Below are 25744 nucleotides of genomic sequence, written 5' to 3' on the forward strand. Positions count from 1 at the left end.
ATCGTCACGGGCCGTATGTCAAAGTTGGTGGGTCAGTGCGCTGTCCTGTCATTTGATGATACGCTCCCGGGCCGGATCGAACAGCGGCTCGTCGCGCACCGTCGCATCGTAGGTCTCGCCCTCACACTGTATCTGGACCGAGGTGCCGGCTTCGGCGTGTTCGGTCGGAACGTACGTGTACGCGATTGATTCGCCGATACTGTAGCCGTAGTTCCCGGCCTGCACGTAGCCGATAGCCTCGCCGTCTTTCAGCACCGGCCGCCCGCTCAGCATGATGTCCGTCGAGTTATCAAGGGTCAGCGGCGTGATTTTGCTGTCGATGCCCTCCTCGCGGGCTGTCTCCAGCGTGTCCTTGCCGATAAATTCAGTATCCATATCGACGGCGAAAGGCAGCCCGGCCTCGAAGGGGTTCGAGTCTGTGTCGATGTCCGTCCCCCAGAGGCGGTAGCCTTTCTCCAATCGCATGGAACTGAGCGCGCCGCCGCCCATCGGTCGGAGGCTGAGGTCGTCGCCGGCGTCCCGCAGCGTCTCCCAGAGCCGCTGACCGTACTCGGTCGGCGCCCACAGCTCCCAGCCGAGTTCGCCCACGTACGAGACCCGGAGCGCGATGACCGGCACGTCGCCGACGTACATCTGCTTGGCACTGAAGTACGGGAATCCTTCGTTTGTCACGTCCGCATCGGTGCAGCGCTGGAGGAGGAGGCGGGCATTGGGCCCCCAGAGCCCGATTGTCGACTTCGCGCCTTCCTCGATGTGGACCGACACCGTCTCCGGAGCCTCGTCTTCGAGGTGGCCGCCGTGGATTCCCGGTGAGTTGCCGCCACCGGTCGTGACCATGAACTCCTCGTCGTCGAGCTTGACGACAGTGATGTCCGCGAGAATGCCGCCACCGTCGTTCAACAGCAGCGAGTAGCGGACCTGCCCGGTTTCGATGTCCATGTCGTTGCTACAGACCCGCTGGAGGAACGCCTGACTCCCCTCGCCCTCGACCATAATCGAGCTGAACGTCGTCATGTCGAACATCGACACTTTCTCGCGGGTGTGGAGATGTTCGGCAGCCTCGATTTTCGAGCGATTGATTCCCTGCCAGCCGTCTTGGTCGGGAATCCGGTCTTCGTACTTTTCGACCAAGTCGGCGTTAGATTCGTAGTACTGTGGCGTCTCCCAACCGCCGCTCTGGTAGAACTCCGCGCCGAGTTCTTTCTGCTGGTGATAGAACGGGCTCGTCCGGAGTTTCCGGTGGTCGTCGGGCTGCCAGCGCGGCTCGACGATGCTGTAGACCTGCTCGTAGCGCTTGGCCCCGCGGTCGACGAAGTAGTCTTTCTTGCCTGCGTGCGGTTCGAACCGCCGGACGTGAATGCCGCCGGTGTCGACTGGGCCCGAGGGCAGTCGGGGGACGCCGTTCTCCATCCACTCGGCGAGGATGCGGCCATAGCCGCCGGAGTGGGTCCACCAGATAGCCAGCCCGGTCCAGAGGCCGTCGACCTGCGCCGTCTCGCCGACGGCCGGCATCCCGTCGGGCGTGAAGACGAAGATGCCGTTCTCCGTGGCCTCGTACTCCACGTCCTGTGTCGCCGGCAGGAGTTCGTCGAAGGCCTGCTTCGCGGACTTGTCCCGCCCGCGGTGAGTCGGCGTCTCCCAGTGCTCTTTCGTGAACCCTCTGACTGAGGCCTGACGCTCCTCGGTGTTTTTCCCCATCGCTTCGGGGTCGACCGAAAGCGTCTCGTGGTTGTACGATCCCATCCCGAGCGCGTCGCCGTGGGTCCGGAAGTACAGCGAGTGGTCTTGGTCGCGGCCGACGGGCTGGTGTGGCCCTTCGCTCATGTACTCCGCGATAGAACGGTCTCCGGGTACGTCTAGCCCGGTCGTGTTGTCACCAACCGAGGATTCAGCGTCGGCGAGCTCCTCCATCGGTTCGGTGACGACGTACTGGTGCTCTACCGGGGCAATTGGGAGATCGAGCCCGGCCAGCTGGCCCGTCTGGTAGCCCCAGTTGTTCGTCGCGATGACGGCTCGCTCGCAGTCGATGCGGCCCTGATCCGTCTCGACGCCGTTGATTTCTCCCCCGGAAACAGCCAGATCCGTGACCTCTGTGTTCCCGTAGAACGACGCCGTGGAGTTCTCCATGTACCACTGGAGCGCGCCGATACCGTCGACGCGCCCGTCAGTTGGCGAGTAGTAGCCGCCCAGAATCTCGTCTTCGTCGACCATCGGGAGGTGCTCGGTGACCTCTTCGGGCGAAAGCAGTTGGGGTTCCGGGAGCCCGTAGGAAGTCGCCCATTCGACGCGTCGACGGAGGTAGTCCATCCGCTCTTCGCTCCGGGCAACCTCGATGCCACCGACCTCGTCGTAGACGCCGGCATCAGAAAGGAGTCGACTCGTGTAGTAGGCTGTCTTCGTCTGTATCTTGGACGGCGACGTTTGGAACATTATCCCGGGAGCGTGGACCGACGACCCGCCAGTGACGGGCAGCGGGCCCTGATCGATGACCGCGACATCCTCCGCGCCGAGTTCGGTCAGATGATACGCGACGCTACACCCGACGGCCCCGGCACCGATAACGACTGTATCCGCCCGAGACGGGGGAGTCTCTGTGCTCATGTATCTCGTTTGGGACTGTTTCTGTCATAATCTTAAATACACCGGTGACAAGAGACCGACAGTGAGAGAAAACGAGTATAGAACGCCGCTATTGGTATTCTATCGCGTATTCGTCAGAGCAGCAAGCCCAGCGAACCGACAGAAATGAAGCCGTCAGGTCCGAACCACAGCGTGTTATTTATGCGATAGGACCAGTCGAGTGCGGCAAGTCGCCGTCAGACGAGCGGCTCCTCTTGGACAGTCGCGTCGTACCGCTCTCCCTCGTAGCGGATTTCGACGCTTGTGCCGGGTTCGGCGTACTCGGGTGGCAGATACGTGTAGGCGACGCACGCGCCTTCGGTGTAGCCGTACTCGGCGCTGTGGAGATAGCCGATGGTTTCGTCGCCGTCGAGGACTGGCTTGTTGTCGAGCACAACAGCCTCCTCGTCGTCAAGGGTCAGGCAGGCGACCTTGTGGTCGATGTTGTCGCCGTCGGCGGCCGCCGCGACCGCCTCCTTGCCGATGAAGTCGGTTTCGAGGTCGACGGCCCAGCCCAGGCCGGCCTCGTAGGGGTTGTGCTCCGTGTGGAGGTCCTTCCCCCAGAGGCGGAACCCTTTCTCGATTCGGAGCGAGTCGAGCGCGCCGTTGCCGTACGGGCGGATGCCGTACTCCTCGCCGGCCTCCATGATGTGCTCCCAGAGGCGCTCGCCGTACTCCGAGGGCGTGTAGAACTCCCAACCGAGTTCGCCCGCATACGAGACACGCAGCGCGGTCACGGGAATGTTCTTCACGAAGAACTGCTGGCTCGTGAAGAACGGGAAGGCGTCGTCCGAGAGGTCGACATCGGTGACCTTCGACAGGACTTTCCGGGCGTTCGGCCCGGTACAGACCATCGCCGCCAGACTTGAGGTCACGTCGTTGACGACCACGTCGTCTGGGGACTGCTCGCGCACCCACGCGACGTGGTTGTTCCCGACCTCACGGCCGGTCGTCAGCAGGAGGTAGCGGTCCTCGTCGGTTCGCGTGACCGTGATGTCCGCCCGGACCCCGCCGGCTTCGTTGCACATCAGCGTGTACTTCACGTCGCCCACGTCGATGTCCATGTCGTTCGTACAGAGGTACTGGATGAACTCGCCAGCATCGCTCCCGATGACTTCCATCTTGTTGAAGGCGGTCATGTCGTGGAGGCCCACGTTCTCGCGGACGTTCAGCGCCTCGGCACCTTCGATCGGCGACCAGTACTTCGCCTCCCAGCCCTCTCGGTCGGGAATCCGGTCGCCGTACTCCGCCAGCAGGTCAGCATTCGATTCGAACCAGTGTGGCGCTTCCCAGCCGGCCTCTGCCCACAGTTCGGCGTCGTACTCCTTGTGGGTGTGGTACATCGGGGTCCGGCGGATGTCCCGCTGTTTGTCGGTCCAGACCCATTTCGGGTGCATGATGTTGTAGACGATGCGGTACTCCTCGCCCCCGATGTCCCGGGCGAAGTCCCAGCTCCCCTCGTGCTCGTCGAACCGGTTCACGTCACAGTGGGCGAGATCAATCGGGCCGGACGGGAGCCGTGGACTACCGTTCTCCATCCACTCAGCGAGCGCTTTGCCGGCACCGCCGGCGTGAGTGACCCAGATGGCCGCCGCCGTCCAGAGGCCGTCGTACTCCTGTACAGGACCCATCACGGGAAGGCCGTTGGGTGATTCAGCGAACATCCCGTTGTACTTGTGTTCGAGCTCCTTGCCGGCCGTTGCCGGGAGGAGTTCGTCGCTGGCCTGACGCGGGGCCTTGTCCGGCCGGTCCGGATGGGTCGCGTTGTCCATGTGGTAGTCAGTAAAGTCGTGGACCGACCCCTGCTCGCCGTCCGGGTCGTTCCCGCCCAGTTCCTGCGGGTCGGGCACGATTGGCTCGTGGTTGTACGAGCCGATACCGTAGGAATCCCCGTGGTTCCGGTAGTACATCGCGTTGTCCTGATCGCGCAGAATCGGCCGGTCCGGGCCGACGAGCAGCCGCTTTGCTTTCTCCCCGGAGACGTTCTCGTAGTTCTCGAACAGCGGGTGGTCGGTGATGTCGACCGCACTGTCTGCCAGTTCCTCAAGCGACTCCGTCATCGTGTACTGGTGCTCGACCGGCGTCACTGGCAGGTTTACGTCGAGTTTCTCGCCGAGTTGCCGGGCCCAGATGTTCGTCGCGACGACGACCTCGTTACACTCGATACTGCCGTTCTCCGTGATAACGGCCCGTACCGAGCCGTTTTCGGTTTCGACGTCTTCCGTTCTCGTGTGCGGGACGAACTTCGCGCCCCGGTCCATCGCTTCACGGGCCAGCGCGTCACACGCGACGACACCGGAGACCTGCCCGTCCGTCGGGGAGTAGTAGCCGCCCTTGATCTGGTCGGCGTCGACAAGCGGGAGGTGTTCAGTCACTTCCTCGGGCGAGAGCAGCTGGGGGTCCTCTATCCCCCATGCCTTGGCGTACTCGACGCGTCGCTGGAGGAAGTCCATGCGCTCCTCGCTACGTGCGACTTCGATGCCACCTGTTTCGTTGTATGCTTGATGTCCATCGGCCCCTTCAAGATCCGAGTACAGCCGCCGGCTGTAGTCCGCGAACTGGCTGAGGACCTTCGGTTCCGCGGTCTGGAACATGATTCCAGGGGCGTGCGTCGACGATCCACCGGTGGTGGGCATCGGCCCCTGATCAACTACGACCACATCTTCACGACCGAGCTCTGTCAGCTGGTAGGCGATGTTGCAGCCGACGATTCCAGCGCCGACGATCACGGTGTCGGCCTTGGTCGGCAAGCTATCGGTAGGCTCCATATCTCTGGGTAAAACGTACGAAGGCGTGGCAATATAGTTACCGCCTAACCCGACCCCCTTTGCAAAATAACAGCGAAGTATCACTTAGTGTTTCAAAATAACAGGAGTACCACTGTTAATAAGTCAACGTCTCTTGCGGCGATTGTTGCTGCCGGACGGGGCTGTGGTATCGCTCAACGCTAGGTATCTGTCATATCGAGTACTATGTTACCAATTCACTATCAATCAATACGTCGATGTGCCCCGTCTCGTTCCGGCAAATCCAGCCGAACAGGGTCCAGTCACCACACGGGGTCCAGACGCTGCCATTGAGTGGGAATACTGGTCACGTCGTTGAACGCTGTATCCGTCAGTGCCTCTGTGTCGAGGGAACATCACAGCATGACTAATCAACCGAATAATGTTTCGGCTCCCGGTGTTTTTTGTCTGTACGCCGCCGGGCAGTAGTATGGAATACACGTCCGTCACGCACACGACATCTGACCGACAGCTCGGACGGTTGCCATCGGGGAGAGACGTGTCCGTGACCGTGCACCGATACGTCGGCGGCCCCGGCCCGACAGTGTACATTCAGGCGGCACAACACGGTATCGAACTCAACGGCCCAGCCGCGTTACGGCGGCTCCACGACCACCTTGCTGACGCGTCCATCGCTGGCACAGTCATCGTCGTTCCGGTGGTGAACCAGCTCGCGTTCGACCACCGGTCGTACATGACTCCCGGCGAGTACGACGTGATGAACCCGAACCTCAACCGCGTGTGGCCGGGCGACGCGGCCGGGAGCCTACAGGAACAGTTCGCGGCTCGCCTGTGGGAACTCGTAACTGACGCCGACGCGGCGGTCGACCTCCACACCGGCACAGCAGACATGCTGGAGCACGTCAGGTGTCGGGCGGGCGACCCCGCCGCCAAGCGCCTCGCCGAAGCGTTCGGCACTGCATACAGGCTGACCGACGGACACGAGGACGCCGGCGACAACGGCTCTGGTGGGACGTTCCGCGCTGCGGCTTCGGCGGCCGGGATTCCGGTTATCACCGCGGAGCTCTCGAACAGTCGCCGGATAGCACAGGACGCGGTTACGGCTGGTGTCGACGGGATACGGAATCTCCTGCGCGAACGGGCAGTTCTTCCGGCAGAGCCCGAGGCCCGGACTGAGCAGACGGTGCTTCGAAACGACGCAGAAGCGGTCACCGCAGCAGAGTCGGGACTGTTCGAGTGTCGGTCGGATATCGCCGTCGGCGACACCGTCGATGCCGGGGAACGGCTGGGGACGGTCTACGAGCCCTCCTCGTTCGAGCAACAACAAATCGTCTCAGCGACAGAACGAGGGGTACTATTCTCACTTGCCAAGGAATCTGTGGTCGTCAAAGGGGAGCGTCTCGCCGGTATCGCAACACCACGGTAACCGGCGCGAATCCAGTGAATTGCCGACGGGCACTGTTTTGAGTGTGTATTGGTAGCCACAGTTTTGCGGGAGTTTATAAATGGGTTCGGTATTCCACACCTATCTCTACAGCATAACGTGTCATAGTCACGCAATGACATGGGACTTCACACCGCGTTCACGGCGCTCGCGGAGGTCATCGGTGCGTACGAATCCCGCGGTCGGTCCATCGAGACCGTCGAAGCATCGCCGGCCGATGCCGGTGCTGCAGTCCTCGATGTGACGGTTGCGATGCCGGTCTCGCTTCGGTCCGGTGGCGGCGCTGATGAGGGTCTCACGCCGGAGAAGGCGAGGCTAACCGCCAGTGGTGATCTCGAAGTAACGTTCTCACCGTCGGCCACTGACCTCCCGTCGACTGCCGGTGCCTCACTGTCGATAGGCGACACCTCGGCTACGGTCACCGACGACGGCTTGCTCCTGACGATACAGCTGACAATCGACGCCGCAACTGCGCCAGACGAGGGGACCAGCGTCGACTGTGAGCCCGAACAGGCCAGTCCTGCTGACGCAGCGACAGTCAGCGCAGTGAGTTCGACCGACACCGTCAGTGGCGCATCGCCCGATGGTTTGGACGTCTCTCATTCGGAGTCTGTCAGCGGCGTAGACAACTCAGAAGAGAGCCCAACGTCGGACGGCACGGCTACGGCGGATACCCGATCTGGGTGCGAGACTGGCCCTGAATCCGACCCGTTCACCGCTGTCCGCGACGACTCCGTGCCACCGTACGAGGACACCGACTACCTGCAAGCCCTGTACGACGAGTGCGACAACTTCAGAGAAATCGCTGAGCAGATACAGATGGATGTCTCCTCTGAGACTGTCCGCCGGTACATGATAGAAGCGGACATCCACGTCCCGAACACGTACGACACCGCCAGCGACGACGAGGAAGAACCATCGACCAAATCGGAGCCCTCGGACGAGGGTGCGAGCCAGTCTGGGGCTATGGACGAGGACGGACAGTTCAGTGCGGCCGAACCCGTCGCAGCCGAGTCAGCCGGGTCCGCCGAAGGGTCGGTCAGGGAACTCCCCGACGAGCAACTGATCACTGACGGGATTGGACTCCCGGCTGATGTCCAGTTGCACGACGTCGCGGTCGCAGTCGTCGATTCAGACACAGTGTATGAGGTCCAGCGGTGTCTGCGTCTCGACCGTGGCCAGACCCGCGACCTGCTGGAGGAACTCAATCTGTTGGATCTCGTCCTGTGTCGGCTCGCAGAAGAGCCAGAACACGGCGTCTCATACGAGACTGTGGCGAGTCGAATCCGACAGTGTACGCCACACAGCGCGTGATTGGGCGCGTTGGTTATAAATGGGTTCGATGCCCCACCCATAGAGAAAAGTACGGGTACGCCTAATCTCTGGCAAATCATGGCCCTCGGAACTCGCGCTGTCGCAGACAGTCAGGGTGTCAGGACGCTGCTGACGAGCGCCCGGTTCGAACTGATGCCGTTCGAGAGCTTCGACGAGGAGATAACCCACCTCCCCGACAACGCCACTATCGCGATCACGACCTCGCCACAGCTCGGCATCGAGAAGACCGTCGAGAAGACGGAGGAAGCCGCGGAGATGGGGTACGATGTCGTGCCACACATCGCGGCTCGATATGTAGAGGATAGAGAACAGCTCGAAGAGATCGCCGAGCGGCTGGCACAGGCAGGCATCACCGACATCTTCGTCCCGGGCGGTGACCGCGAGGAACCGGCCGGTGAGTACGAGTCGGCGCTCGACCTGCTCGAAGCGCTCGCAGAGACCGAGTACGCCTTCGAGGAAGTCGGCATCACGGGCTACCCCGAAGGCCACGACTTCATCGACGACGAGACGCTGGCGGAGTCGATGGCACAGAAAGCGCCACATGCGACGTACATCGTCACCCAGCTCTGTTACGACCCGGATACGGTGCTGGAGTGGGTCGGAGACATCCGTGCTCGCGGTGTCGACCTCCCAGTCGAGGTGGGAATCCCGGGTGTGATGAACTACCAGCGGTTAATGCAGATTTCCCAGAAAGTCGGCGTCGGTGACTCGATAAAGTTCCTCAGGAAAACGACGGGCATTCTCGGATTCGTCAAGCAACTCGTTGGCTCCCGGGGGACCTACGAACCCGATGAACTCATCGACGGCCTCGCGCCATACGTCGGAGACGACGAGTACAACATCCGCGGCATCCACATCTACACCTTCAATCAGACGCCCGATACGGAGCAATGGCGGCGCAACCGTCTCGATACCTGAGCCCACTCGTACTGCAGAGACTCAGACTCCGGCTACAAGTAGCCTATTCGTGACCGTCACAATCTGGCCCGAAAAGCGTGTCAGGCAACAGATGGGTAAGTAGGGTTGCCGGGACAGGCGGAGTAGGGATTAGTCGTCGCTTTCAGCCTCTTTCCGGGCGTTGAGCTTCGCCTGCTCTCGGGCGCTCGGGTTGACGGACTCCTTGAACGGCACCTTCGCGGCGGTCGCGAACACCGGTTCGCCGGGTTCTTCAGCGTACTCCTCGGGGAGGTGTACTTCGAACTCCAGATCCAGCTCCTCGTCGTAGATGTCGTCGTTGAGCGGCGTGTCGGTGACTTCCTGAATCTTTTCGGCCGGGACGAAGCCCATCCCGATGTTCGTCTCGAGGTCCGGGTTCCACCACGGGGAGGTGAGGTAGCCGCATTCCTCGCCCGTGTCCGGGTCGGAGATGAGCCAGAAGTCGGGAGCGTAGTCACGGATCGGCTCGCCGGCGATCTTCAGGCCGATGAGCTTGTGTTCGAACGGGTAGTTGCCGTTCTCGATCTGTTCTTTCTGCTCTTCGAGCGTCTCCTTCCCGATGTAGTCGGCGTCCTTGTCGTCAGGAACCTGATATCCGAGGTTGACCTGGAACGGGGAGGTCTCGTGGTCGAGGTCCTGTCCCCAAGACATGATGCCGGCGGCAATCCGGCGGTGGTGGCCGGGTGCGATCTGGCGGCCGTCGTGGTCCTTGACCGACGCCATGACAGGGTCCCAGACCCGTTCGGCGTTTTCCATCGCGGCCTTGACGTAAATCTCGAAGCCTTCCTCACCGGAGAAGCCTGTCTGACTGATGAGCACGTCGGAACCGTTGATTTCGGCGTCCATCAAGCCGTAGTACGGGACATCTTTGACCTTGTCGCCGACGACGTCGATCATTACGTCGAGCGCTCTCGGGCCCTGAATCTGCATCGGTGCAACGTCGATTTCGTCGATCTCGACGTCAAAGTCGTTGTCGACGTTGACGCCCTGTAGCCACTGCATCAGCGTCGAGTCCGAGATGGAGAACCAAAACTCGTCTTCCTCCGGGCGCAGGAGGACGGGATCGTTGAGGACGCCGCCGTCCTCGTTACAGAGGACGACGTACTTCCCGTCCATGGCGTCCATGCTCGTCACGTCACGGGTGACGACGTAGTTAGTCAGCGCCTCGGCGTCTGGGCCCTTGACACGGATCTGGCGCTCGACGGCGACATCCCAGAGGGTGACGGTGTTTGTCAGTGCATCATACTCTTTCATCACGCCACCGTCCTCTGGTTCGATGAGGCCACGCGGGTGATAGAGTCGGTTGTAGACCGTCGCCCGCCACGCACCCTCCTCGTTGAAGGACTTGTGGAAGAACGGGGATTTTCGAACGCGCGTCGACACCAACATCTCGATGTTGGGGTCACCAGTCTGGCGGAGATTACGGGGGACGGTCCGGTCTGACTGGTCGACACTGGGATGGTTAGGATGTTCCTCGGAACCGGTCATGCCTGTGAAAGGAGATGTGAAATGCTAATAAAAGATATTGTTACTTACTTCTGGGGTTTATGTACGGGGGAGATTTTGCGGGCAGTGACTACACTTGGGACCGCTGTGTAACAGCCCGTAAGCATGAATATTCCACAGAATCCGGTGTCGTGTTACGTGGCTGAGACTGGCTGCTGTAGTACGACACGACCGGCACGGAACACGACCGAGCAACCGCCCAGACTGCTCGGGAATCCGTCATGCCGAGTCGCTGCCGGTTCGAGTGTATCTCACAATCGCAAACTCGGGGTGTGTCGTCCGATCCGTCTCAGTCCAGTCCGACCACTCGACTGTCGGGAAGACGGTATCGCCGTCGAAAGCTGCTGTTAGTTCGGTCAGAATTAGTTCGTCGGCCGCTGGGAGAAACTGCTCGTACACGGTAGCGCCGCCAACGACGTACGTCGTCGATGCACCACTGTCGGCCGCTTCAGCTAATGCCGCCGTGGTCGACGTAACGGCCGTGACAGAGTCAGGAAGCCGTTGCGGCGTCGAGGTTAGAACAATGTTCAGCCGCTCCGGAAGCGGACCGCCGAGGTCACACCGAATACTTTCGAAGGTCCGCCGCCCCATAATCACCGGATGGTTGACAGTCGTCTGTTTAAAATGTGTTAGGTCTTCGGGATACTGCCACGGTATGTCGCCGCCAGCACCGATTACGCCGTTTGCCGCGACGGCGGCGATCAGTGAGAGTTTCATACATTTCCTTTGTCGGGTTAGTGGTAATAAATTCGTCCCAACCGATGTGTGGGCCTCCGCTCAAAACCTACGTATCCATCCTCTCTCTGCCTGAGTTGTGGAGTGATGTTCTCGGGGGAACAGGTGGCACTTCCGACAGCGGAACTCCCAAGAGTTGAGACCGAACCAGTGCGACATTGCAACACCAGTGCTAGCCCGGACCTTGATAGCGTATCTCGCGCGCGACTTATGTGGGTCAGCCATATAAAATCCCGTATGGATACGATTCACCTGTCGCCCGGTCCCGTCGCTGCGCAGGCGTTTCGACTGGGGATCATCGCGAGTGCTGTCGGTGGGCTCGCTGGAATCGCGACATTGTACTGGCTAGATGTCCTGACACTGGTGTTTGCTGGATATACACTCATTCTGCTGTTTCCCGTGTATCTGGTCTTCGCCGCGACAGCGTTGAGCGTGTGGTTGGGATACAACAAAGACGTGACGGCGCTACGGCCGGTCTACCGTCAGAAGGACTCAGACGGGCGATCAGAGTAGTTTATCTCGGCTGGATGGGTCTCATCGCGGCCACTGTCTCGTTTTCTCTGGACTTGTACCTACAGAGCATGAATTCAGACGTGGTTCGACGACATAGAACTGAGTTTGAAGCGGAGACAGTGACGATGAACGCTATCCGAGCGCTCTCGAGTCTATATCTGGGAACTCATTCCTCCCTGTCAATTATCGTTGCTGCAATGAGGTTCCGCATTCCTCGCCGGAGTCGGCCGCTCATTGCTGTCGAGGACAGTCCGATTTCGTCAGCGACTTCGTTCAACGAGATATCTCTGGGCTCCCCGAAATAGCCGTTTTCGTATGCGGTAATCAGCGCAGTTCGCTGTTCGTCGGTTAACCCGTATGACGACTCGCCGCCGGTGTCCGTGTTTCCGTATATTTCGATGATATCGAGGGAAATGTCGTTCTCGTTGGCAAACTCCCAGATCGTGTTGAGTGCCTCGCGGTCTGGGAGCAAAAGCCGGACGAGCCACCCGTTACCCTTCGTCTCTGTATGGACGAGAAATCCGTTGACATCAGTAACGACAGAGCTGATGAGTTTCGTTGCGGTGGTATGTTCGATGTAGTAGATCCCGGTCTGATCGGTCCAGTCGACGAGTTCGTAGCTCTGAACTGTCGGGTCGGTATCGAGTGCCTCTTCGAGTCGTGCCCTGTCACGATATTCGATGAGGAACGGAAACACAGTGGACCCCGGATCAGTATTTCCCTGCGTGATGACACGGATCGCGATGTCTTCGAGGTTCTGTAACGTTGGAACCAGAGCTAGGCGTTCGTGTTCGATGTGTATCTTCGTCGTTATTGACATTGTGTGGGAAGGGGACGCTATCGAGGCATCACAGATCAAGACTAGCCAGACATCTGAGTACCATCATCGGTGAGTTGCTGTGTATCTGTCGAGTCGCCACGTCAATGTGTACATGCACAGGTACACACACGAGGGCAAAAATATAAAGCTGTCTGTAATCTGAAGGGCTCTAAGGAGCGCACATTTTCACTGATAAAAACAGAGCCATGAGTGTATTTCAGGGACAAAATAGCGGATAACAGTACAAAAGCCGAATGTCAATAGCTCACTCAATTCGGCCAAAAGGACACGTTCTAATGGTTATCTGTGTTAACAATCATTGAAAATTAGCTGTAATAAATACCTGTAATTATCCACCGATAAGATTAGGCTGCTATAGCCAGTATATGATATTGAAATGAGTAACCCACAGAACAAGACCGTAGAGAACAGCAAGTTCTCGAACGACGATTTTTATCTGCCGGCAGTCGCGCTCCCACCGAATTTCGGTCGTATTGAATCGGTCGTTTCCGACCTCCTTGATCTCCACGGTGTCGTGTTGATTCCGGACAGTTACAACAAGTAACGCTGCAGAGATGGATTTGCAGTCCTGTTAGGAATAGACTAACCACGACTGATTAGTCAGTCAGAGCGTCTGTAACCGTTTCAACACCCTCGGCAGGAACGTCGTGTTCGTTGGAGTCGTCACCGCCACCCGACGTTTACTAGTTCGAGGAGATGAATCTGCCAACTAGACAAGGAAATTGGATGCAGGACCGACAGAGGGCCAGTAACCACATAGCAAGGGTTATGCATGCAAGCAATTCTAGACTGCCCCTTATTCTCGAATTTTAATTGTAATATTTAGCGATTCAGTGATATATAGGCCACTTATCCGTCTATAGTACTGTATTCGTAGTACTGACTTCGAACTTCGATTTCGTTTTTCGTATATCGGAGTATTTCTAATAGGTTTGCCATATATCTGGAGGTGAATCTATCTCTGGGTCCAGTAATACCGAGAGACACCATGACTTCCTGTTCGTCGTTGAATATCGGAACAGCGACACCTCGAACACCCCTGAGATGCTCCTCATCGTCTATCGCATAGCCCTGCTCGCGGATTCGCTCAAGCGCCGCTGCAAGATCAGAGCGGGATGACAACGTGTTATCAGTCCCTTTTGGAAGCCCGTGATCGGCAACGATTTGGTTTCGTTTCTCAACAGGAAGATGCGCCAGAATAACTTTACCCAGCGACGTCCAGTGCATCTCCGTGTGATTCCCGATAGGAATTTCGTCGCCCGCGGCTTTCCCGCCGGAACTTCTGTAGAGGATGACCCGCTGACCGTTCTCCTCGATGCCGGCACCAGCAATCTCACCGGTTTCTCTGCTGAGTTCTTCAACTTTATTGCGCAGTAGTCGGCCGATGTCTAGCCGCTGCCGAACACTGCCACCGAGCTCCAGAAACCGGAAAGAGCGACGATACTGCCCGGATTCCTTGACAACGTAGTCCCGCTGGACTAATGTGTTGAGATGAATGAAGACAGTGCTTGTAGGGATATCTAGATGAGACGCGAGATCGGAGAGACCGACCGGTTCTAGTTTTCCGAGCGCGGCGAGAATATCCAGTGTTGTCTCAACCGCACTGATTGTTTTTTTGTTCTGCGGAGGCATAGATGGGCTTTTTCTTGCAGAGTGAAATAGATTCCGCCGAGAGACAAAATGTTTCCAACCATAGTGGAAACTGACGCTACCTCCTAAGACTGTCCTGCATAACAAGAGTACATGTGTTATTTCGCGGGCCGTTCCCACTCACGAAGAGTGGCAACATACCACATGAACATACGGGACGCAATATTCTATCCCTAATTCAGCAGTTACAGCCACTCTGGCATCGTTTTGTGACATTCGTATATTCTGCACGGGCCCAACAAGTGGCTTTCAATCTCATTGAAAGTAACTGAGAACGCTCTGATTCCATTTTTTTGCGAAGTAATAGGTCCCTGCTCCGTATTCTGTATCACAGTATGATGTCGTACTTGGGGGTGTGATATTTTGATCCCGGTACAGAACCGCCGGCTACGCAGTCATTCCGAACGTTGCTCCGCATGCGCTCCGCGGATTTTGACGTGATTGGTTTGCCTGACCGTGCCAGTACTACGAACATTTATTACTGATGATTGCGATGCTTCTTCTACTCGGTATGAGCGAAGTTACACTATCAAACGTCAGCAAGGTATACGACGACGACGTCCTTGCGGTCGAGGACCTTTCTCTGGCCGTCGAAGACGGGGAGTTTGTCGTCGTTGTCGGTCCGTCCGGCTGTGGCAAGTCGACCACACTGCGGATGATTGCCGGGCTCGAAACGGTTACCGACGGTGAGATTGCTATCGGCGGGGACGTAGTCAACGACGTCCGACCACAGGACCGGAACATTGCGATGGTGTTCCAGTCTTACGCCCTGTACCCGCACATGACCGTGCGCGATAACATGTCCTTCGGGCTTCGGCTGTCGGGCGAGTACGATGACCAGATCGAGCAGCGCGTGACTGAGGCCGCCGAGTTGCTGGAGATTTCGGACCTCATGGACGACCTACCGAAACAGCTCTCGGGTGGTCAGCAACAGCGTGTTGCACTTGGTCGGGCGATTGTCCGCGACCCGGAAGTGTTTCTCATGGACGAACCGCTGTCGAATCTCGACGCCAAGCTTCGGACCCAGATGCGCACGGAGATCCAGCGGATTCAAGAAGAATTAGACGTGACGACCATTTACGTAACGCACGACCAGACGGAAGCGATGACGATGGCGGACCGAATCGTAATTCTCAACCAAGGTGAACTTCAGCAGGTTGCACCACCGGAACACTGCTACGATACGCCCAACAACAAATTTGTCGCGGGGTTTATCGGGTCACCATCGATGAACTTCTTCGAAGTGAGTGTGACAAATAAGGGCGGGCGCACGACGTTGCACTCAGCAGATATCGAGTTTACACTCGACGTCGACATTCCGGATGGGGAGTACACGCTGGGCGTCCGACCGGAGGATTTCGTCGCCGAAAGCGCCGGTGCGTACATCGAGACGGTTGTAGACGTCGTAGAGCCCATGGGGTCTGACAACTTCCTCTATCTAGAGGCTGCTGGCGGGTCGAAAGAGGTCGTCGCCCGGGTCGACAGCGAATACCGCCCCGAGCGAGGCGACGAAATCGCGCTAGGGTTTCATACGGAGGACATGCATCTGTTCGGTCCTGATGGCGAACGAGTGGAGCTGAACCAGCTACAGCGGACGGAATCAGCGTAACATGTTGTACGAAACTATCGGCCAGAAAGAGAGCGAGTGGGCCGGGATGACTTCGGGTCAGATCCGAGACATCGGCGACGAGTCGGGCTCTGTCCTCGTTATTCCGGTTGGCAGCGTCGAGCAGCACGGTAACCACCTCCCGGTCGTCACCGACACACTCCTAGTCGAGGCGATGGTCGACACTGCTATCGAGCGGCTGGAGGACGTTCCTGTCGTCATGACACCGCCGGTCTGGAGCGGGTTCTCACCCCACCATCTGTCGTTCGGTGGGACCCTGTCACTCGAGTTCGCGCACTTGCGAGCAACACTTGAGGATATCGCACACGCCGGCATCCAGAACGGCTTCGATGCAGTGCTGTTCGTCAATGGTCACGGCGGGAACAGCGCGCTCATCGACGCCGTCGTGAGTACCGTTGGCGTCGACACTGAGGCGGAAGTACTCGGAACGACGTACTTCCGTCTGGCGTCGGATCAAATCGAGGAACTCCGAACGACCGATACAGGGGGAATGGCCCACGGCGGAGAGTTCGAGACATCCCTCATGCTTGCGCTCCGACCAGACCTCGTGGGTGACCCGGCGGTCCGCGACGGCGAACCAATGGACGAACACTACAGATGGGGCGGGCAGGACTTGCTCGACGGGGGCAACGTCGCGGTCTATCGATCGTTCGACGAATATTCCTCGTCCGGTGCCATCGGTTCGCCAAAGCAGGCGACTGCGGAGACAGGCGAACGAATCCGATCGGTCATCGGCGACGAACTCGCGGCCCTCATGGTTGCGATTCACGAGACCAATGCCTGACCAATGAGCCACGCAACACAAAGAACTATGTACATGGAAATAGGTGACATTAATGATGCAGCCCGATAACAACGACAGGTCTGGCGAGGACAGTATCGACCGCCGACGGCTTCTCCAAGCACTCGGCGCAGGCGGCGCCATCGCCATCGCCGGGTGTAGCGGCGGCGGTGAGAGCGGTGGTGACGGCGACAGTGAAAGCGGCGGTGGGAGCGGCGACAGCGGTACGCAGAGCGTGCAGTTCCTCACGATGGGCGTTGGGGACAATATCAAGCAGTTCTTCGAGGAGAACAACGCGGCCTTCGAGGACGAACACGACGTCGACGTGGAGTTCACCAGCGTTACGTGGGACAACGCGCGGCAAACCGTAAACAACCGTGTCGACGGCGGTGAAGCACCTGATGTCAGTCGGTGGCCGGCCCGCTGGATTCCCCAGCTCGTTGGCAAAGACGCACTCGAACCCCTCGACGACATGATGGACGGTGAGTTCGGCGAGCAGTTCTACGACGGCGTCGCCGAAGGAACAGTGTACAACGGCTCGCACTACGGCGTCCCGTGGGCCGCCTCAAACAAGTGCCTGTACTACAACAAGGACGTCTTCGAGACGGCGGGGCTCGACCCCGAAGACCCATCACTCGATTCGTGGCAGGATATGCTGGATGCCGCAACGCAGATCCGCGACAGTGATGCGAGCGTCCCAGCGCTGGGGCTTGCAGGGGCCGACGCAATCGAGACCGGGTCGCAGTACTACCACTACCACTGGTCACATGGCGCAGACCTTGTCGATGACGAAGGAATGCCAGTCGTGAACTCCAGTGGCGCTGTTGACGCCCTCTCGCTGTACACCGACCTCCACCTCGAACACAATGTCACGCAGTCCTCACCGCTCTCCTCGACTCGGCAGGACATCCGACAGCTGTTCGAGAACGGTGACCTCGGGATGGTCATCGGGCACGTGTACACGGGGCTCAATATCACCGCCGCAAAAGAAAACGATGAGGTCGACTTCGACTACGGTATCGTTCAGGTACCGCGTGGACCAGAGGGACGGTACAGCCTCTTTACTATCGACACACTCGCCATCCTGAGCCAGAGCGAGCACAAGGACCTCGCACGGGACCTGATTCGGTTCTACTTCGACGAGGAACGGCGGTTCCAGTACTCGAAGCAGAAAGGGTTCCTCCCCGTCGTCGAAGCCGTCGGTGAGCGCTCGTACTTTTCTGACTCGGAGAACTGGGGACCGTTCGTCGAGGCGGGGCAGTACGCTCGTGCCCGGCCGAAGCTCAGTAACTTCAGTGAGTTCAACGACCGGATGGTCCAAGCCATTCAGGAAGCACTGGCAGACCGGAAGTCACCGCAGAAAGCGCTCAATGATGCCCAGAGTGATCTCGAAGATGCCATGGAGTGACAGCAAGGGATGAGTTTAGCAGAGGAATACACCGAGGCGTCCGATAACTCACATCTTGAACGAGGGGTGGCGTACGTCCAGCGCAACAGCCGGGCGTACCTCCTCATTGCACCTGCAGCCGTGTTCCTGCTGGCCGTCGTCGGGTATCCGATTATCGAGACGTTTCGGCTGTCACTCTACCAGTCACCTGCCGACTCAAACATCGAGACGTTCGTCGGACTCCAACACTACGTCGAAATATTCGACAGCGACATCTTCTACCGCCTGCTCTGGCAGACCGGTCGCTGGGTCGTCGCCGGTGTTGCGGGCAAGACGCTGCTTGGACTGCTGATAGCCGTTCACCTCAAGGGAGATATCCGCGGTCGGAAGTTCTTCCGGACAGCGTTTCTCATCCCGTGGGGGATTCCCTACGCTATCTCTGCGGTCGTGTTCCGCTGGATAGAGCACCCACAGTTTGGCTACCTCAACGCGATCTTGCTGAAACTCGGCATCATCGAACAGGGAGTCGGTATCCTCGGGAACCCGAGTATCGCATGGCTCGGTGTCGTTGTCGCCGATATCTGGATCGGAACGCCGTTCATGGCGATTATTTTCCTTGCCGGCCTGCAGTCGATACCGCAGGAGCTGTACGAGGCAGCCGCCATCGACGGTGCCGAGAAGTGGCATCAGTTCCGGTACATCACGCTCCCGCAACTGAAGAGCGTCGTCCTGATTGCCACGCTACTGTCGACGATATGGACGTTCGTCAGTTTCGACGTTATCTGGACGATGACCGGCGGCGGGCCGATCAGCTCGACGGCGACGCTCGTCATCCACATCTATCAGGTAGGGCTCCAGAACGGGAACCTCGGACGCGGAGCCGCCTACAGCGTCATCGGGTTCCTGTTCCTGTTCGTCTTCGCTATCATCTACCTGCGCATCTACACGCGCGGGGGTGACGAGCTATGACGATGGCAGGCCACGACCGGAGCAATCTCCGCAAAGTCCGCCTCTACGGCGTGCTGATAGCGCTGCTCGGGCTCATGATGTTGCCGTTCTATGCGATGTTCTCGAGCACGCTCAAACCGGAATCGGAGATTTTCGCTGCACCGGCGACACTGGTTCCCAGCGACCCCAGCATTCAGGCGTATCTGCAGGTCTGGACACAGACCGACGTGTTGCTCTGGGTCGGAAACAGCTTCATCATCTCGGTTGGGACGGTCGTCCTGACGCTTCTGTTGGCGATACCGGCCGCGTACTCGTGTGCCCGGAACGACTTCGTGGGGAAACGAACCTTCCTCCTCTCCGTGCTGGTCGTCCAGATGTTCGCGCCGGTCGTGCTAATCGTCGGCCTCTTCGACGTTATCACCCAGATGGGGCTGTTCAACACCTATCTCGCTGTGATCGTCCCGGCAGCGGCGTTCACGCTGCCGTTCAACGTCTGGATGCTGTACGGGTATTTCAAGACAATACCCGTCGCGCTCGAAGAATCGGCGCGTATCGACGGCGCGAGCCAACTGCAGATCCTGACGAAGATCGTGCTCCCGCTGACGAAGCCGGCGCTGGTCGCCAGTATCACCTACACCTTCCTCTACGCGTGGAATCGGTTGCTGTTCGTGCTCACCTTCCTCACGGACAGTGCGAAGTACAATATCCCGCGTGGAGTCTTCTCGATGGTCGGCGCGTTGCAGACCGACTGGCGGATGATGCTCACCGTGTCTGTGATCGGGATTATCCCGCTCCTGATTCTGTTCGCCTTCCTCGAGGAGTATATCGTCGCAGGGATGACGGCCGGCGCGGTCAAGGAGTAACCGCCTCTACTTTTATTACCGCCGCGATAGTTGATCGCGTATGGAATTTGCGATGTGGGCGTACCCGTGGGACCTTCTGGACGAAGGTCCGACAGAGGTGGAAACGCGACTGCGTGACATCGGTATTGACGAGCTAAACCTCGCAACGAACTATCATACAGTACAGGCATTCACGCCACACAATCCGGAGCGACGGACGCTGTTTGCCCGTGCGAGTTCGTATTTCCAGCCCGGCCCGGAGTATGGCGACCTCGAACCAGTGCCGTACGAGCGGATGGACGGCGACTGGATCGCAGACGCCGCCGACGGCCTATCGGAACTGACACTCAATTCATGGACAGTCGGCTGCCACAACTCACGGCTCGGGATGGCCAATCCCGAGTACACGCTGGAATCGGCACACGGTGACGACCTGATCTTCGGCCTGTGTCCGTCCCAGCCAGCGGTCCAGACGTATCTCTCGGCACTCGTTTCGGATCTGGCGTCCCGCGACGAGTTCGCTCGTATCGAACTGGAGACGTTCGATTACTTCTACGGAACGGGCTTTGGATGGCACCACCAGAAGATTCACGCGCAGTTAGGCACACTCGGCGAGTTCTTGCTTGGGTTGTGTTTCTGTCCACACTGTCGTAAGAATGCGACGGCCGCAGGTGTCGACACTGAACGGGCGCGCTCGACTGTCGCTGACACGCTAGACGAGATTGTTGCCGGCGATGTGGCACACGACCGTTCGCCGGAGGGCTGGCTCGGGGAGCACGAGACCGTCGCCGCATACGTCGATGTCCGAGAGCAGACGCTGGCGTCACTGTACGCCACACTGGCTGACGCCGCTGGAACGACGCCGCTTGGCTACTACGTCGGCGCGCCGGAACCCGGCCGCGAGTGGATCGTCGGGGCCGACCTGCAAGCGCTCTCGGACCACGTCGATTACTACTGCCTTCCGGCCTACGAATCAACGAGCGAAGCGGTCATCGAAGCGTACAATGCCGTCGAGACGGTGGTCGACGACGTGCCACTGCACGTTGGTCTCCTGCCGGGACATCCAGCCATCAACGACGAAGCTACCGTGGTCGATATCGTGCGGACCCTCGATTCGAAGGGCGTGCCGCGGCTCTCGTTTTACAACTACGGACTGTTACCGAAGCAGTCACTAGAGTGGGTCGGAACCGCCATCGATTCGGTGAGCTGAGAGGGGGAAGCGGTAGTTTGATATCGGTTCACGAACGACAGGTTTGCATGGAGATAACCGGCGTGTCAGCGGTGACTGTAGACGTACCGTTGGCCGACCTAGATGCGCATCTCGGAATCGGGCCGTACGTGACCAATCACGGGAAGCTACATTCGATGGAGCGCGTCCTCGTCCGTGTCGACACAGATGAGGGGATTAGCGGCTGGGGCGAGATGCGTGTCTTCCTGTCACCGGCGGCCACTGAGTCGATTATCGAAGACGGCGTTGGACCGATGATTGAAGGCCAGTCGCCGTTCGAAATCGAGCGGCTCCGCCGACAGGTGTTCGTCGAGTACACGAACGTCGATATGTTCTTTGCGGCGGTCGAAACAGCCTGCTGGGACATCGTCGGCAAAGCCCTCGACAAGCCGGTGTACGAGCTTCTCGGCGGGTGGACGGCACCGACACAGGGCACTCAGCAACACCGGCAAAACGTCGACGGCAACAGTGCTGCACCTGCTGCTGTCCCCGTTGCGTTCTGCCTTGGCATCCTCTCGCCCGAAGAGTCCCGTCTCAAGGCCCGAGAAGCGCTCGAAGCTGGCTTCACTGTCCTCAAGACGAAGGCCGGTCGGGACTGGCGACAGGATGTCGAGCGGATCAAAGCCATGCACGACGAAGTCGACGGGCAGCTAGAGTTCCGACTCGACCCGAATCAGGGCTGGACGCTGGACCAAGCAGTTCGGGTCGGCGCGATGCTCGAAGACGAGAATATCTACCTGCAGTACATGGAACAACCGATCCGAGTCGATTCACACAGATCGCTAGCCCGACTCCGGCAACGACTCCGCCAACCAATCGCACCGAACGAGGATACGTACATCTCGCATAATCTGCAATCGCTTGTGGAAGCTGGCGCGATGGATGTCGGCGTTATCGATCTGACTCCAGCCGGCGGCATCAGTGGTATTCGACAGCAGGCCGCCATCCTCGAAGACGCCGGGGTTCCCTTCACGCACCACTGTGCGTTCGACCTTGGGGTTCGGACTGCTGCGATTCTTCATGCGTTCACCGGCATCCCGGGCTTTTCGTTGCCCCCGGATTCGACGTATTACGGCTGGGAGGCAGACATCATCGAGACGCCGTTCGAGGTCAGCGACGGCTGCCTTCCGGCCCCGGAGGGTCCCGGCCTCGGTGTCACTGTGGACATGGCCGCTATCGAGGAGTATCGAATCACATGAGGGGACAAGAGCAACTTTCAAGAGGGCAGCTAACGTGGGTGCTCGTGTCATGGTAGAGCTATCATTAGCGGACCGGCCAGCCATTGTGACTGGAGCGTCGCGGGGTATCGGGCGAGAGATCGCGGCCCGATTCGCCGAATCGGGTGGTGATGTCGTCGTCTGCTCGCGCACCTACGAGGACGTTGAAGCAGTTGCGACGGAGCTGACCGACACACATGACGGTCGTGTTGTCCCGGTCGAATGTGACGTGACAGATCGGGACGCAGTGCAGGACCTCGTCGACACAACCATCGAGGAATTCGGGGATATTCGGGTGCTCGTGAACAACGCTGGTGGCGCGGACGAGTCCGCCAATCTGTTACACCGCTGTGACGAGGAGACCTTCGAGTCGATGCTTGACCTGAACCTGAAAAGCCAGTTCCTCCTGAGCAAAGAGGTGCTGCCGGCGATGGTCGCCGCTGGCGGCGGGTCGATGATCCATATGGGCTCGGTCAACGGCCTGTTCGGCATCGGGCTCTCCGGCTACTCCGAGGCCAAAAGCGGACTACTGGCACTCTCTCGGAACATCGCCGCCCACTACGGGCAGCACGGCATCCGCTCGAACGTTATTTCAGCGGCGACCATCGAAACGGCGAACAGGCGGGCAGAGATGGAAAACACGGAAGAACGGACCGGTGAGACAAGCGCACGAGAGCGCTGGCTCGACCAGTACCCGCTCGGTCGGTTCGGCACGCCGAGAGAAGTCGCCGATACGACCCTGTTCCTTGCCTCCGAGCTGTCGAGTTTCGTTACCGGTGAGAATCTGGTGCTCGATGGGGGGCTGACGACGAGCCTGCCGACATCGTTCATCAACGAAGTCTACGACGCGGACGACCAGCCGACTACCAATTGACTCACAACCCATGAAAGAGCTAACGACTGACGACGCACCGGATAGTATCGGCCCGTACTCACAGGGAATCGCAAGCGGCGACCGGATTTACGTTTCCGGACAGGGGCCAGTCGACCCGGACTCCGGCGAGGTAATCCAAGGGACGCCCGCTGAACAGACTCGACGCACGCTCCGGAACGTCGCGGCCGTTCTGGAGGCCGGTGGCGCTTCGCTCGACGATGTCGTGAAAGCGACGGTATTCGTGAAGGATATGCGGTACTACGACGAGGTGAACGAGGTGTACGGTGAACTCATGTCACCCCCCTATCCCGCACGCAGTGCTGTAGAGGTCGTTAAATTGCCAGTCGATATCGATGTCGAGATAGAAGTCATTGCGGAACGATAGTATGTCGCATCTAGTAGTGTTCGACCTCGACGGGACGCTCACTCGACAGCGCGGTGGGTTCGAGCTGTTGCACACCCTCTACGGAACGACACCGGAAGCCGAGACGCTGATGGATCGGTTCGAGGCGGGTCAAATCACGTTTGCAGAGTGGTGTCGAGGAGCGGTCGACGTGTGGCGTGCGAACGATGTTACCCGGTCAGATATCACTCGTGCGACCCGGGCTGTCAAGCCGAAAGCGGGAGCGGTCGAGCTCCTCGAACACCTCCAGCAAGCTGATATCCGATTCGGCATCCTCAGTGCCGGCGTTGCGAACCTCGCCACACAATTCGACCCATACGATCCAGCGTTTGTTCACGGAAACTGGATTCAGTTCGAGGATGACCGGGTTTCGGGCATCGATGTCCATGTTGGCCCGGATGAAAAGGGGAAAGTACTTCGAAAAATCCGAGTCGAGCAGGGCCCTACGTCAATCACCTATATTGGCGATTCGCACACTGACACCGAGGCCTTCATCGAGGCAGATACCGCGGTGTTGTTCGACCCGGACGAGCGGATTCCCGAAGCAGCAATCGACGCAGCAGATACAGTCATAGAGTGTGAAGATATAGCGGAGGTCCAAACGCTCCTCCCGGCAATTTAGTCTTGCACCACCCGAGGAAGATATCTATACCCAAATTACGCATTTTCTTAGTATCTCTTGTGGTATATGGGTCCAGAAACGCCGAATTTCGTTCCATAAACTGCATATTATATTTACGTGCTCTTCTTGACGAGCCTTGCTTCCGGTGTGAGTTGGACTGCTGTCGAAATCACGTACTGGTGCACTGGTCCCGGTTGGGAATCACGCAGATAGATCCAGCATACCCGTCAGCACTGCATCAGGTATGTGCCAGTGCAGTGGCACCATCCAGCAATTTGCAACGGGCTTCGACGGCTCTTTTACCGTCGGGTGGTGATCAATAACTGAATGAGTCGCTATCGAACGACCGGTTGTTTTCTCCTTCTGGCTGCAATCTGGGGTACTGCATTCATGGCGACAGATGTCGGCCTCGCCGACCTGCCGCCGGTACCGTTCGCCGCCGCACGCTTCGACATCGCTTCCGTTCTCCTGTTTACCGCGTTAGCTGTCACAGGTTCCTTAGAACGGCCACAGACCCACGACGATTACGTGTACGTCCTCGCTGGCGGGACGCTTATGATCGGCATACATCACGTATTCCTGTTCACCGGGCAACAGTACGTCACCGGGGCCGTCGCCGCCGTGCTACTCGGTCTCGTTCCAGTCGTGACGCCCGCACTCACGAAACTCGCATCCAGCGATGACACGTTCACTGCAAACACTGGTGTTGGCGTAGTACTCGGGTTCACCGGCGTCGTCGTGATTGCTAACCCTGACCCGGCGGATCTCCTCGGCAGCACCATCGGAATCGCGCTCGTGTTCGCGTCGGCGCTGGCGTTTGCCATCCCGGCCGTCGTCACGCACGACACCAGCCCGTCGATGTCATTTCTGGCCACACAGGCGTGGCTGATGGCTATTGGGGCGGTTGTCCTCCACATCACCGTGCTCGTGCTCCCCGGACAGTCGTTTGCAGACGCATCGTGGACGCCGTCCGCGTTTGCGGCGCTGTTGTATCTGGCCGTCGTTGCCGGTATCGGTGGCTTCCTGCTGTACTTCCGGTTACTCGACCAGTTGGGCCCTATCGAGATGAGCTTCATCGAGTACGTCATCCCTCTGTTCGCCGCACTCGCCGGCTGGCTCGTCCTCGGGCAACCGGTCACGCTCGCTACCATCGGTGGATTCGGATGCATCCTGATGGGCTTCCTCGCGGCAAAATGGCGGACGTTACGAGCAGAACTGCGTCGAGTCGCCGAGCCGAAACCCAGTCCACCAGCCGACTGACCGAAAACAGGCAACAGGCCGTCACTGAACTCGGGCCGCCCTGTCCAGTCCAAGAAAGCGAGCAGTCAAGCTAGAAACGGTAAGAATGGCCGACAGACAGGAGTGATAGCGGCGTCGCCCTTCTGGAAACAAGCGAATTCTAGCCGTCATTCCGCTATCTTTTCGGAGAATCAGCGGCATGGGTTGCGGTTTACCGACAAACCCGTCTGTAAACGAAATCTTGTAAGCG

22 protein-coding genes are annotated in these 25744 nt (G+C 58.9%); 16 read left to right on the top strand and 6 right to left on the bottom strand.

Going from position 1 to position 25744, the window contains the following annotated elements; translation table 11 throughout:
- Positions 1 to 48: 48 nt before the first annotated feature.
- On the bottom strand, positions 49 to 2601 hold the full coding sequence (locus Har1129_RS18470; protein WP_151102300.1) for an FAD-dependent oxidoreductase: 2553 nt from the start codon (positions 2599 to 2601) through the stop codon (positions 49 to 51).
- 215 nt (positions 2602 to 2816) lie between these two features.
- The gene (locus Har1129_RS18475) at positions 2817 to 5387 is read right to left on the bottom strand and encodes an FAD-dependent oxidoreductase (RefSeq protein ID WP_151102301.1); all 2571 of its coding nucleotides are present in this window, start codon (positions 5385 to 5387) and stop codon (positions 2817 to 2819) included.
- A gap of 448 nt (positions 5388 to 5835) precedes the next feature.
- Here Har1129_RS18475 and Har1129_RS18480 point away from each other — a divergent pair, with 448 nt between their 5' ends.
- From Har1129_RS18480 to Har1129_RS18490, 3 genes are all read left to right on the top strand, one after another.
- Entirely contained in the window at positions 5836 to 6792 is a 957-nt protein-coding gene (locus tag Har1129_RS18480) for a succinylglutamate desuccinylase/aspartoacylase family protein (RefSeq protein WP_151102302.1), read from the top strand.
- Positions 6793 to 6930: 138 nt separating this feature from the next.
- The gene (locus Har1129_RS18485; protein ID WP_151102303.1) at positions 6931 to 8124 is read left to right on the top strand and encodes a hypothetical protein; all 1194 of its coding nucleotides are present in this window, start codon (positions 6931 to 6933) and stop codon (positions 8122 to 8124) included.
- A 78-nt stretch (positions 8125 to 8202) separates the two neighbouring features.
- Positions 8203 to 9063 (top strand): methylenetetrahydrofolate reductase, encoded by an 861-nt coding sequence (locus tag Har1129_RS18490; protein WP_151102304.1) that lies wholly within the window; start codon positions 8203 to 8205, stop codon positions 9061 to 9063.
- A gap of 129 nt (positions 9064 to 9192) precedes the next feature.
- Here Har1129_RS18490 and Har1129_RS18495 read toward each other — a convergent pair whose 3' ends face one another.
- Positions 9193 to 10569 carry an aminomethyl transferase family protein gene (locus Har1129_RS18495; protein WP_151102305.1) on the bottom strand — a complete coding sequence of 459 codons (1377 nt, stop codon included), beginning with the start codon at positions 10567 to 10569 and terminating at the stop codon, positions 9193 to 9195.
- Between the two features lie 237 nt (positions 10570 to 10806).
- Positions 10807 to 11304, bottom strand: a complete 498-nt coding sequence (locus tag Har1129_RS18500; RefSeq protein ID WP_151102306.1) for a dihydrofolate reductase — start codon at positions 11302 to 11304, stop codon at positions 10807 to 10809.
- Between the two features lie 255 nt (positions 11305 to 11559).
- On the opposite strand from Har1129_RS18500, the gene Har1129_RS18505 reads away from it, so the two are divergent.
- Positions 11560 to 11835 carry a hypothetical protein gene (locus Har1129_RS18505; protein ID WP_151102307.1) on the top strand — a complete coding sequence of 92 codons (276 nt, stop codon included), beginning with the start codon at positions 11560 to 11562 and terminating at the stop codon, positions 11833 to 11835.
- 166 nt (positions 11836 to 12001) lie between these two features.
- Here Har1129_RS18505 and Har1129_RS18510 read toward each other — a convergent pair whose 3' ends face one another.
- A complete protein-coding gene (locus Har1129_RS18510; protein WP_151102308.1) occupies positions 12002 to 12655 on the bottom strand; it encodes a helix-turn-helix domain-containing protein in 654 nt (217 codons plus the stop codon).
- 397 nt (positions 12656 to 13052) lie between these two features.
- On the opposite strand from Har1129_RS18510, the gene Har1129_RS20785 reads away from it, so the two are divergent.
- Positions 13053 to 13220 (top strand): hypothetical protein, encoded by a 168-nt coding sequence (locus Har1129_RS20785; RefSeq protein WP_191906203.1) that lies wholly within the window; start codon positions 13053 to 13055, stop codon positions 13218 to 13220.
- A 305-nt stretch (positions 13221 to 13525) separates the two neighbouring features.
- Here the strand turns inward: Har1129_RS20785 and Har1129_RS18515 are convergent, their stop codons facing one another.
- Positions 13526 to 14308 (bottom strand): IclR family transcriptional regulator, encoded by a 783-nt coding sequence (locus tag Har1129_RS18515; RefSeq protein ID WP_151102309.1) that lies wholly within the window; start codon positions 14306 to 14308, stop codon positions 13526 to 13528.
- Between the two features lie 529 nt (positions 14309 to 14837).
- Between Har1129_RS18515 and Har1129_RS18520 the strand changes: the two genes are divergently transcribed.
- The 11 genes from Har1129_RS18520 to Har1129_RS18570 all read left to right on the top strand — a co-directional run bounded on the left by Har1129_RS18520 (position 14838) and on the right by Har1129_RS18570 (position 25515).
- The gene (locus Har1129_RS18520) at positions 14838 to 15935 is read left to right on the top strand and encodes an ABC transporter ATP-binding protein (RefSeq protein WP_151102310.1); all 1098 of its coding nucleotides are present in this window, start codon (positions 14838 to 14840) and stop codon (positions 15933 to 15935) included.
- 1 nt (position 15936) lies between these two features.
- On the top strand, positions 15937 to 16737 hold the full coding sequence (locus Har1129_RS18525; RefSeq protein WP_151102311.1) for a creatininase family protein: 801 nt from the start codon (positions 15937 to 15939) through the stop codon (positions 16735 to 16737).
- 55 nt (positions 16738 to 16792) lie between these two features.
- On the top strand, positions 16793 to 18142 hold the full coding sequence (locus tag Har1129_RS18530; protein ID WP_151102312.1) for a sugar ABC transporter substrate-binding protein: 1350 nt from the start codon (positions 16793 to 16795) through the stop codon (positions 18140 to 18142).
- Positions 18143 to 18151: 9 nt separating this feature from the next.
- Positions 18152 to 19090, top strand: a complete 939-nt coding sequence (locus tag Har1129_RS18535; RefSeq protein WP_151102313.1) for a carbohydrate ABC transporter permease — start codon at positions 18152 to 18154, stop codon at positions 19088 to 19090.
- Positions 19087 to 19932 carry a carbohydrate ABC transporter permease gene (locus Har1129_RS18540; protein WP_151102314.1) on the top strand — a complete coding sequence of 282 codons (846 nt, stop codon included), beginning with the start codon at positions 19087 to 19089 and terminating at the stop codon, positions 19930 to 19932. The genes Har1129_RS18535 and Har1129_RS18540 overlap by 4 nt, the downstream gene beginning before the upstream one ends.
- A gap of 40 nt (positions 19933 to 19972) precedes the next feature.
- On the top strand, positions 19973 to 21121 hold the full coding sequence (locus Har1129_RS18545) for a hypothetical protein (protein WP_151102315.1): 1149 nt from the start codon (positions 19973 to 19975) through the stop codon (positions 21119 to 21121).
- A gap of 47 nt (positions 21122 to 21168) precedes the next feature.
- Positions 21169 to 22338, top strand: a complete 1170-nt coding sequence (locus tag Har1129_RS18550) for a mandelate racemase/muconate lactonizing enzyme family protein (RefSeq protein WP_151102316.1) — start codon at positions 21169 to 21171, stop codon at positions 22336 to 22338.
- Positions 22339 to 22387: 49 nt separating this feature from the next.
- Positions 22388 to 23230 carry an SDR family NAD(P)-dependent oxidoreductase gene (locus Har1129_RS18555; RefSeq protein ID WP_151102317.1) on the top strand — a complete coding sequence of 281 codons (843 nt, stop codon included), beginning with the start codon at positions 22388 to 22390 and terminating at the stop codon, positions 23228 to 23230.
- 10 nt (positions 23231 to 23240) lie between these two features.
- Positions 23241 to 23615 carry a Rid family detoxifying hydrolase gene (locus tag Har1129_RS18560; protein WP_151102318.1) on the top strand — a complete coding sequence of 125 codons (375 nt, stop codon included), beginning with the start codon at positions 23241 to 23243 and terminating at the stop codon, positions 23613 to 23615.
- Position 23616: 1 nt separating this feature from the next.
- Positions 23617 to 24255: an HAD family phosphatase gene (locus tag Har1129_RS18565; RefSeq protein ID WP_151102319.1), complete on the top strand. Its 639-nt coding sequence runs from the start codon at positions 23617 to 23619 to the stop codon at positions 24253 to 24255.
- A gap of 327 nt (positions 24256 to 24582) precedes the next feature.
- Positions 24583 to 25515 carry a DMT family transporter gene (locus Har1129_RS18570; protein ID WP_151102320.1) on the top strand — a complete coding sequence of 311 codons (933 nt, stop codon included), beginning with the start codon at positions 24583 to 24585 and terminating at the stop codon, positions 25513 to 25515.
- Positions 25516 to 25744 lie beyond the last annotated feature (229 nt).

It is taken from the genome of Haloarcula sp. CBA1129, from assembly GCF_008729015.1.
GTDB lineage: Archaea > Halobacteriota > Halobacteria > Halobacteriales > Haloarculaceae > Haloarcula.

Coding starts and splice junctions, on each gene's coding strand:
- Har1129_RS18505 (WP_151102307.1), top strand. CDS start 11,560: ATGGATACGATTCACCTGTCGCCCGGTCCCGTCGCTGCGCAGGCGTTT.
- Har1129_RS18470 (WP_151102300.1), bottom strand. CDS start 2,601: ATGAGCACAGAGACTCCCCCGTCTCGGGCGGATACAGTCGTTATCGGT.
- Har1129_RS18475 (WP_151102301.1), bottom strand. CDS start 5,387: ATGGAGCCTACCGATAGCTTGCCGACCAAGGCCGACACCGTGATCGTC.
- Har1129_RS18570 (WP_151102320.1), top strand. CDS start 24,583: ATGAGTCGCTATCGAACGACCGGTTGTTTTCTCCTTCTGGCTGCAATC.
- Har1129_RS18490 (WP_151102304.1), top strand. CDS start 8,203: ATGGCCCTCGGAACTCGCGCTGTCGCAGACAGTCAGGGTGTCAGGACG.
- Har1129_RS18525 (WP_151102311.1), top strand. CDS start 15,937: ATGTTGTACGAAACTATCGGCCAGAAAGAGAGCGAGTGGGCCGGGATG.
- Har1129_RS18560 (WP_151102318.1), top strand. CDS start 23,241: ATGAAAGAGCTAACGACTGACGACGCACCGGATAGTATCGGCCCGTAC.
- Har1129_RS20785 (WP_191906203.1), top strand. CDS start 13,053: ATGAGTAACCCACAGAACAAGACCGTAGAGAACAGCAAGTTCTCGAAC.
- Har1129_RS18495 (WP_151102305.1), bottom strand. CDS start 10,569: ATGACCGGTTCCGAGGAACATCCTAACCATCCCAGTGTCGACCAGTCA.
- Har1129_RS18565 (WP_151102319.1), top strand. CDS start 23,617: ATGTCGCATCTAGTAGTGTTCGACCTCGACGGGACGCTCACTCGACAG.
- Har1129_RS18515 (WP_151102309.1), bottom strand. CDS start 14,308: ATGCCTCCGCAGAACAAAAAAACAATCAGTGCGGTTGAGACAACACTG.
- Har1129_RS18500 (WP_151102306.1), bottom strand. CDS start 11,304: ATGAAACTCTCACTGATCGCCGCCGTCGCGGCAAACGGCGTAATCGGT.
- Har1129_RS18555 (WP_151102317.1), top strand. CDS start 22,388: ATGGTAGAGCTATCATTAGCGGACCGGCCAGCCATTGTGACTGGAGCG.
- Har1129_RS18480 (WP_151102302.1), top strand. CDS start 5,836: ATGGAATACACGTCCGTCACGCACACGACATCTGACCGACAGCTCGGA.
- Har1129_RS18550 (WP_151102316.1), top strand. CDS start 21,169: ATGGAGATAACCGGCGTGTCAGCGGTGACTGTAGACGTACCGTTGGCC.
- Har1129_RS18530 (WP_151102312.1), top strand. CDS start 16,793: ATGCAGCCCGATAACAACGACAGGTCTGGCGAGGACAGTATCGACCGC.
- Har1129_RS18535 (WP_151102313.1), top strand. CDS start 18,152: ATGAGTTTAGCAGAGGAATACACCGAGGCGTCCGATAACTCACATCTT.
- Har1129_RS18545 (WP_151102315.1), top strand. CDS start 19,973: ATGGAATTTGCGATGTGGGCGTACCCGTGGGACCTTCTGGACGAAGGT.
- Har1129_RS18510 (WP_151102308.1), bottom strand. CDS start 12,655: ATGTCAATAACGACGAAGATACACATCGAACACGAACGCCTAGCTCTG.
- Har1129_RS18540 (WP_151102314.1), top strand. CDS start 19,087: ATGACGATGGCAGGCCACGACCGGAGCAATCTCCGCAAAGTCCGCCTC.
- Har1129_RS18520 (WP_151102310.1), top strand. CDS start 14,838: ATGAGCGAAGTTACACTATCAAACGTCAGCAAGGTATACGACGACGAC.
- Har1129_RS18485 (WP_151102303.1), top strand. CDS start 6,931: ATGGGACTTCACACCGCGTTCACGGCGCTCGCGGAGGTCATCGGTGCG.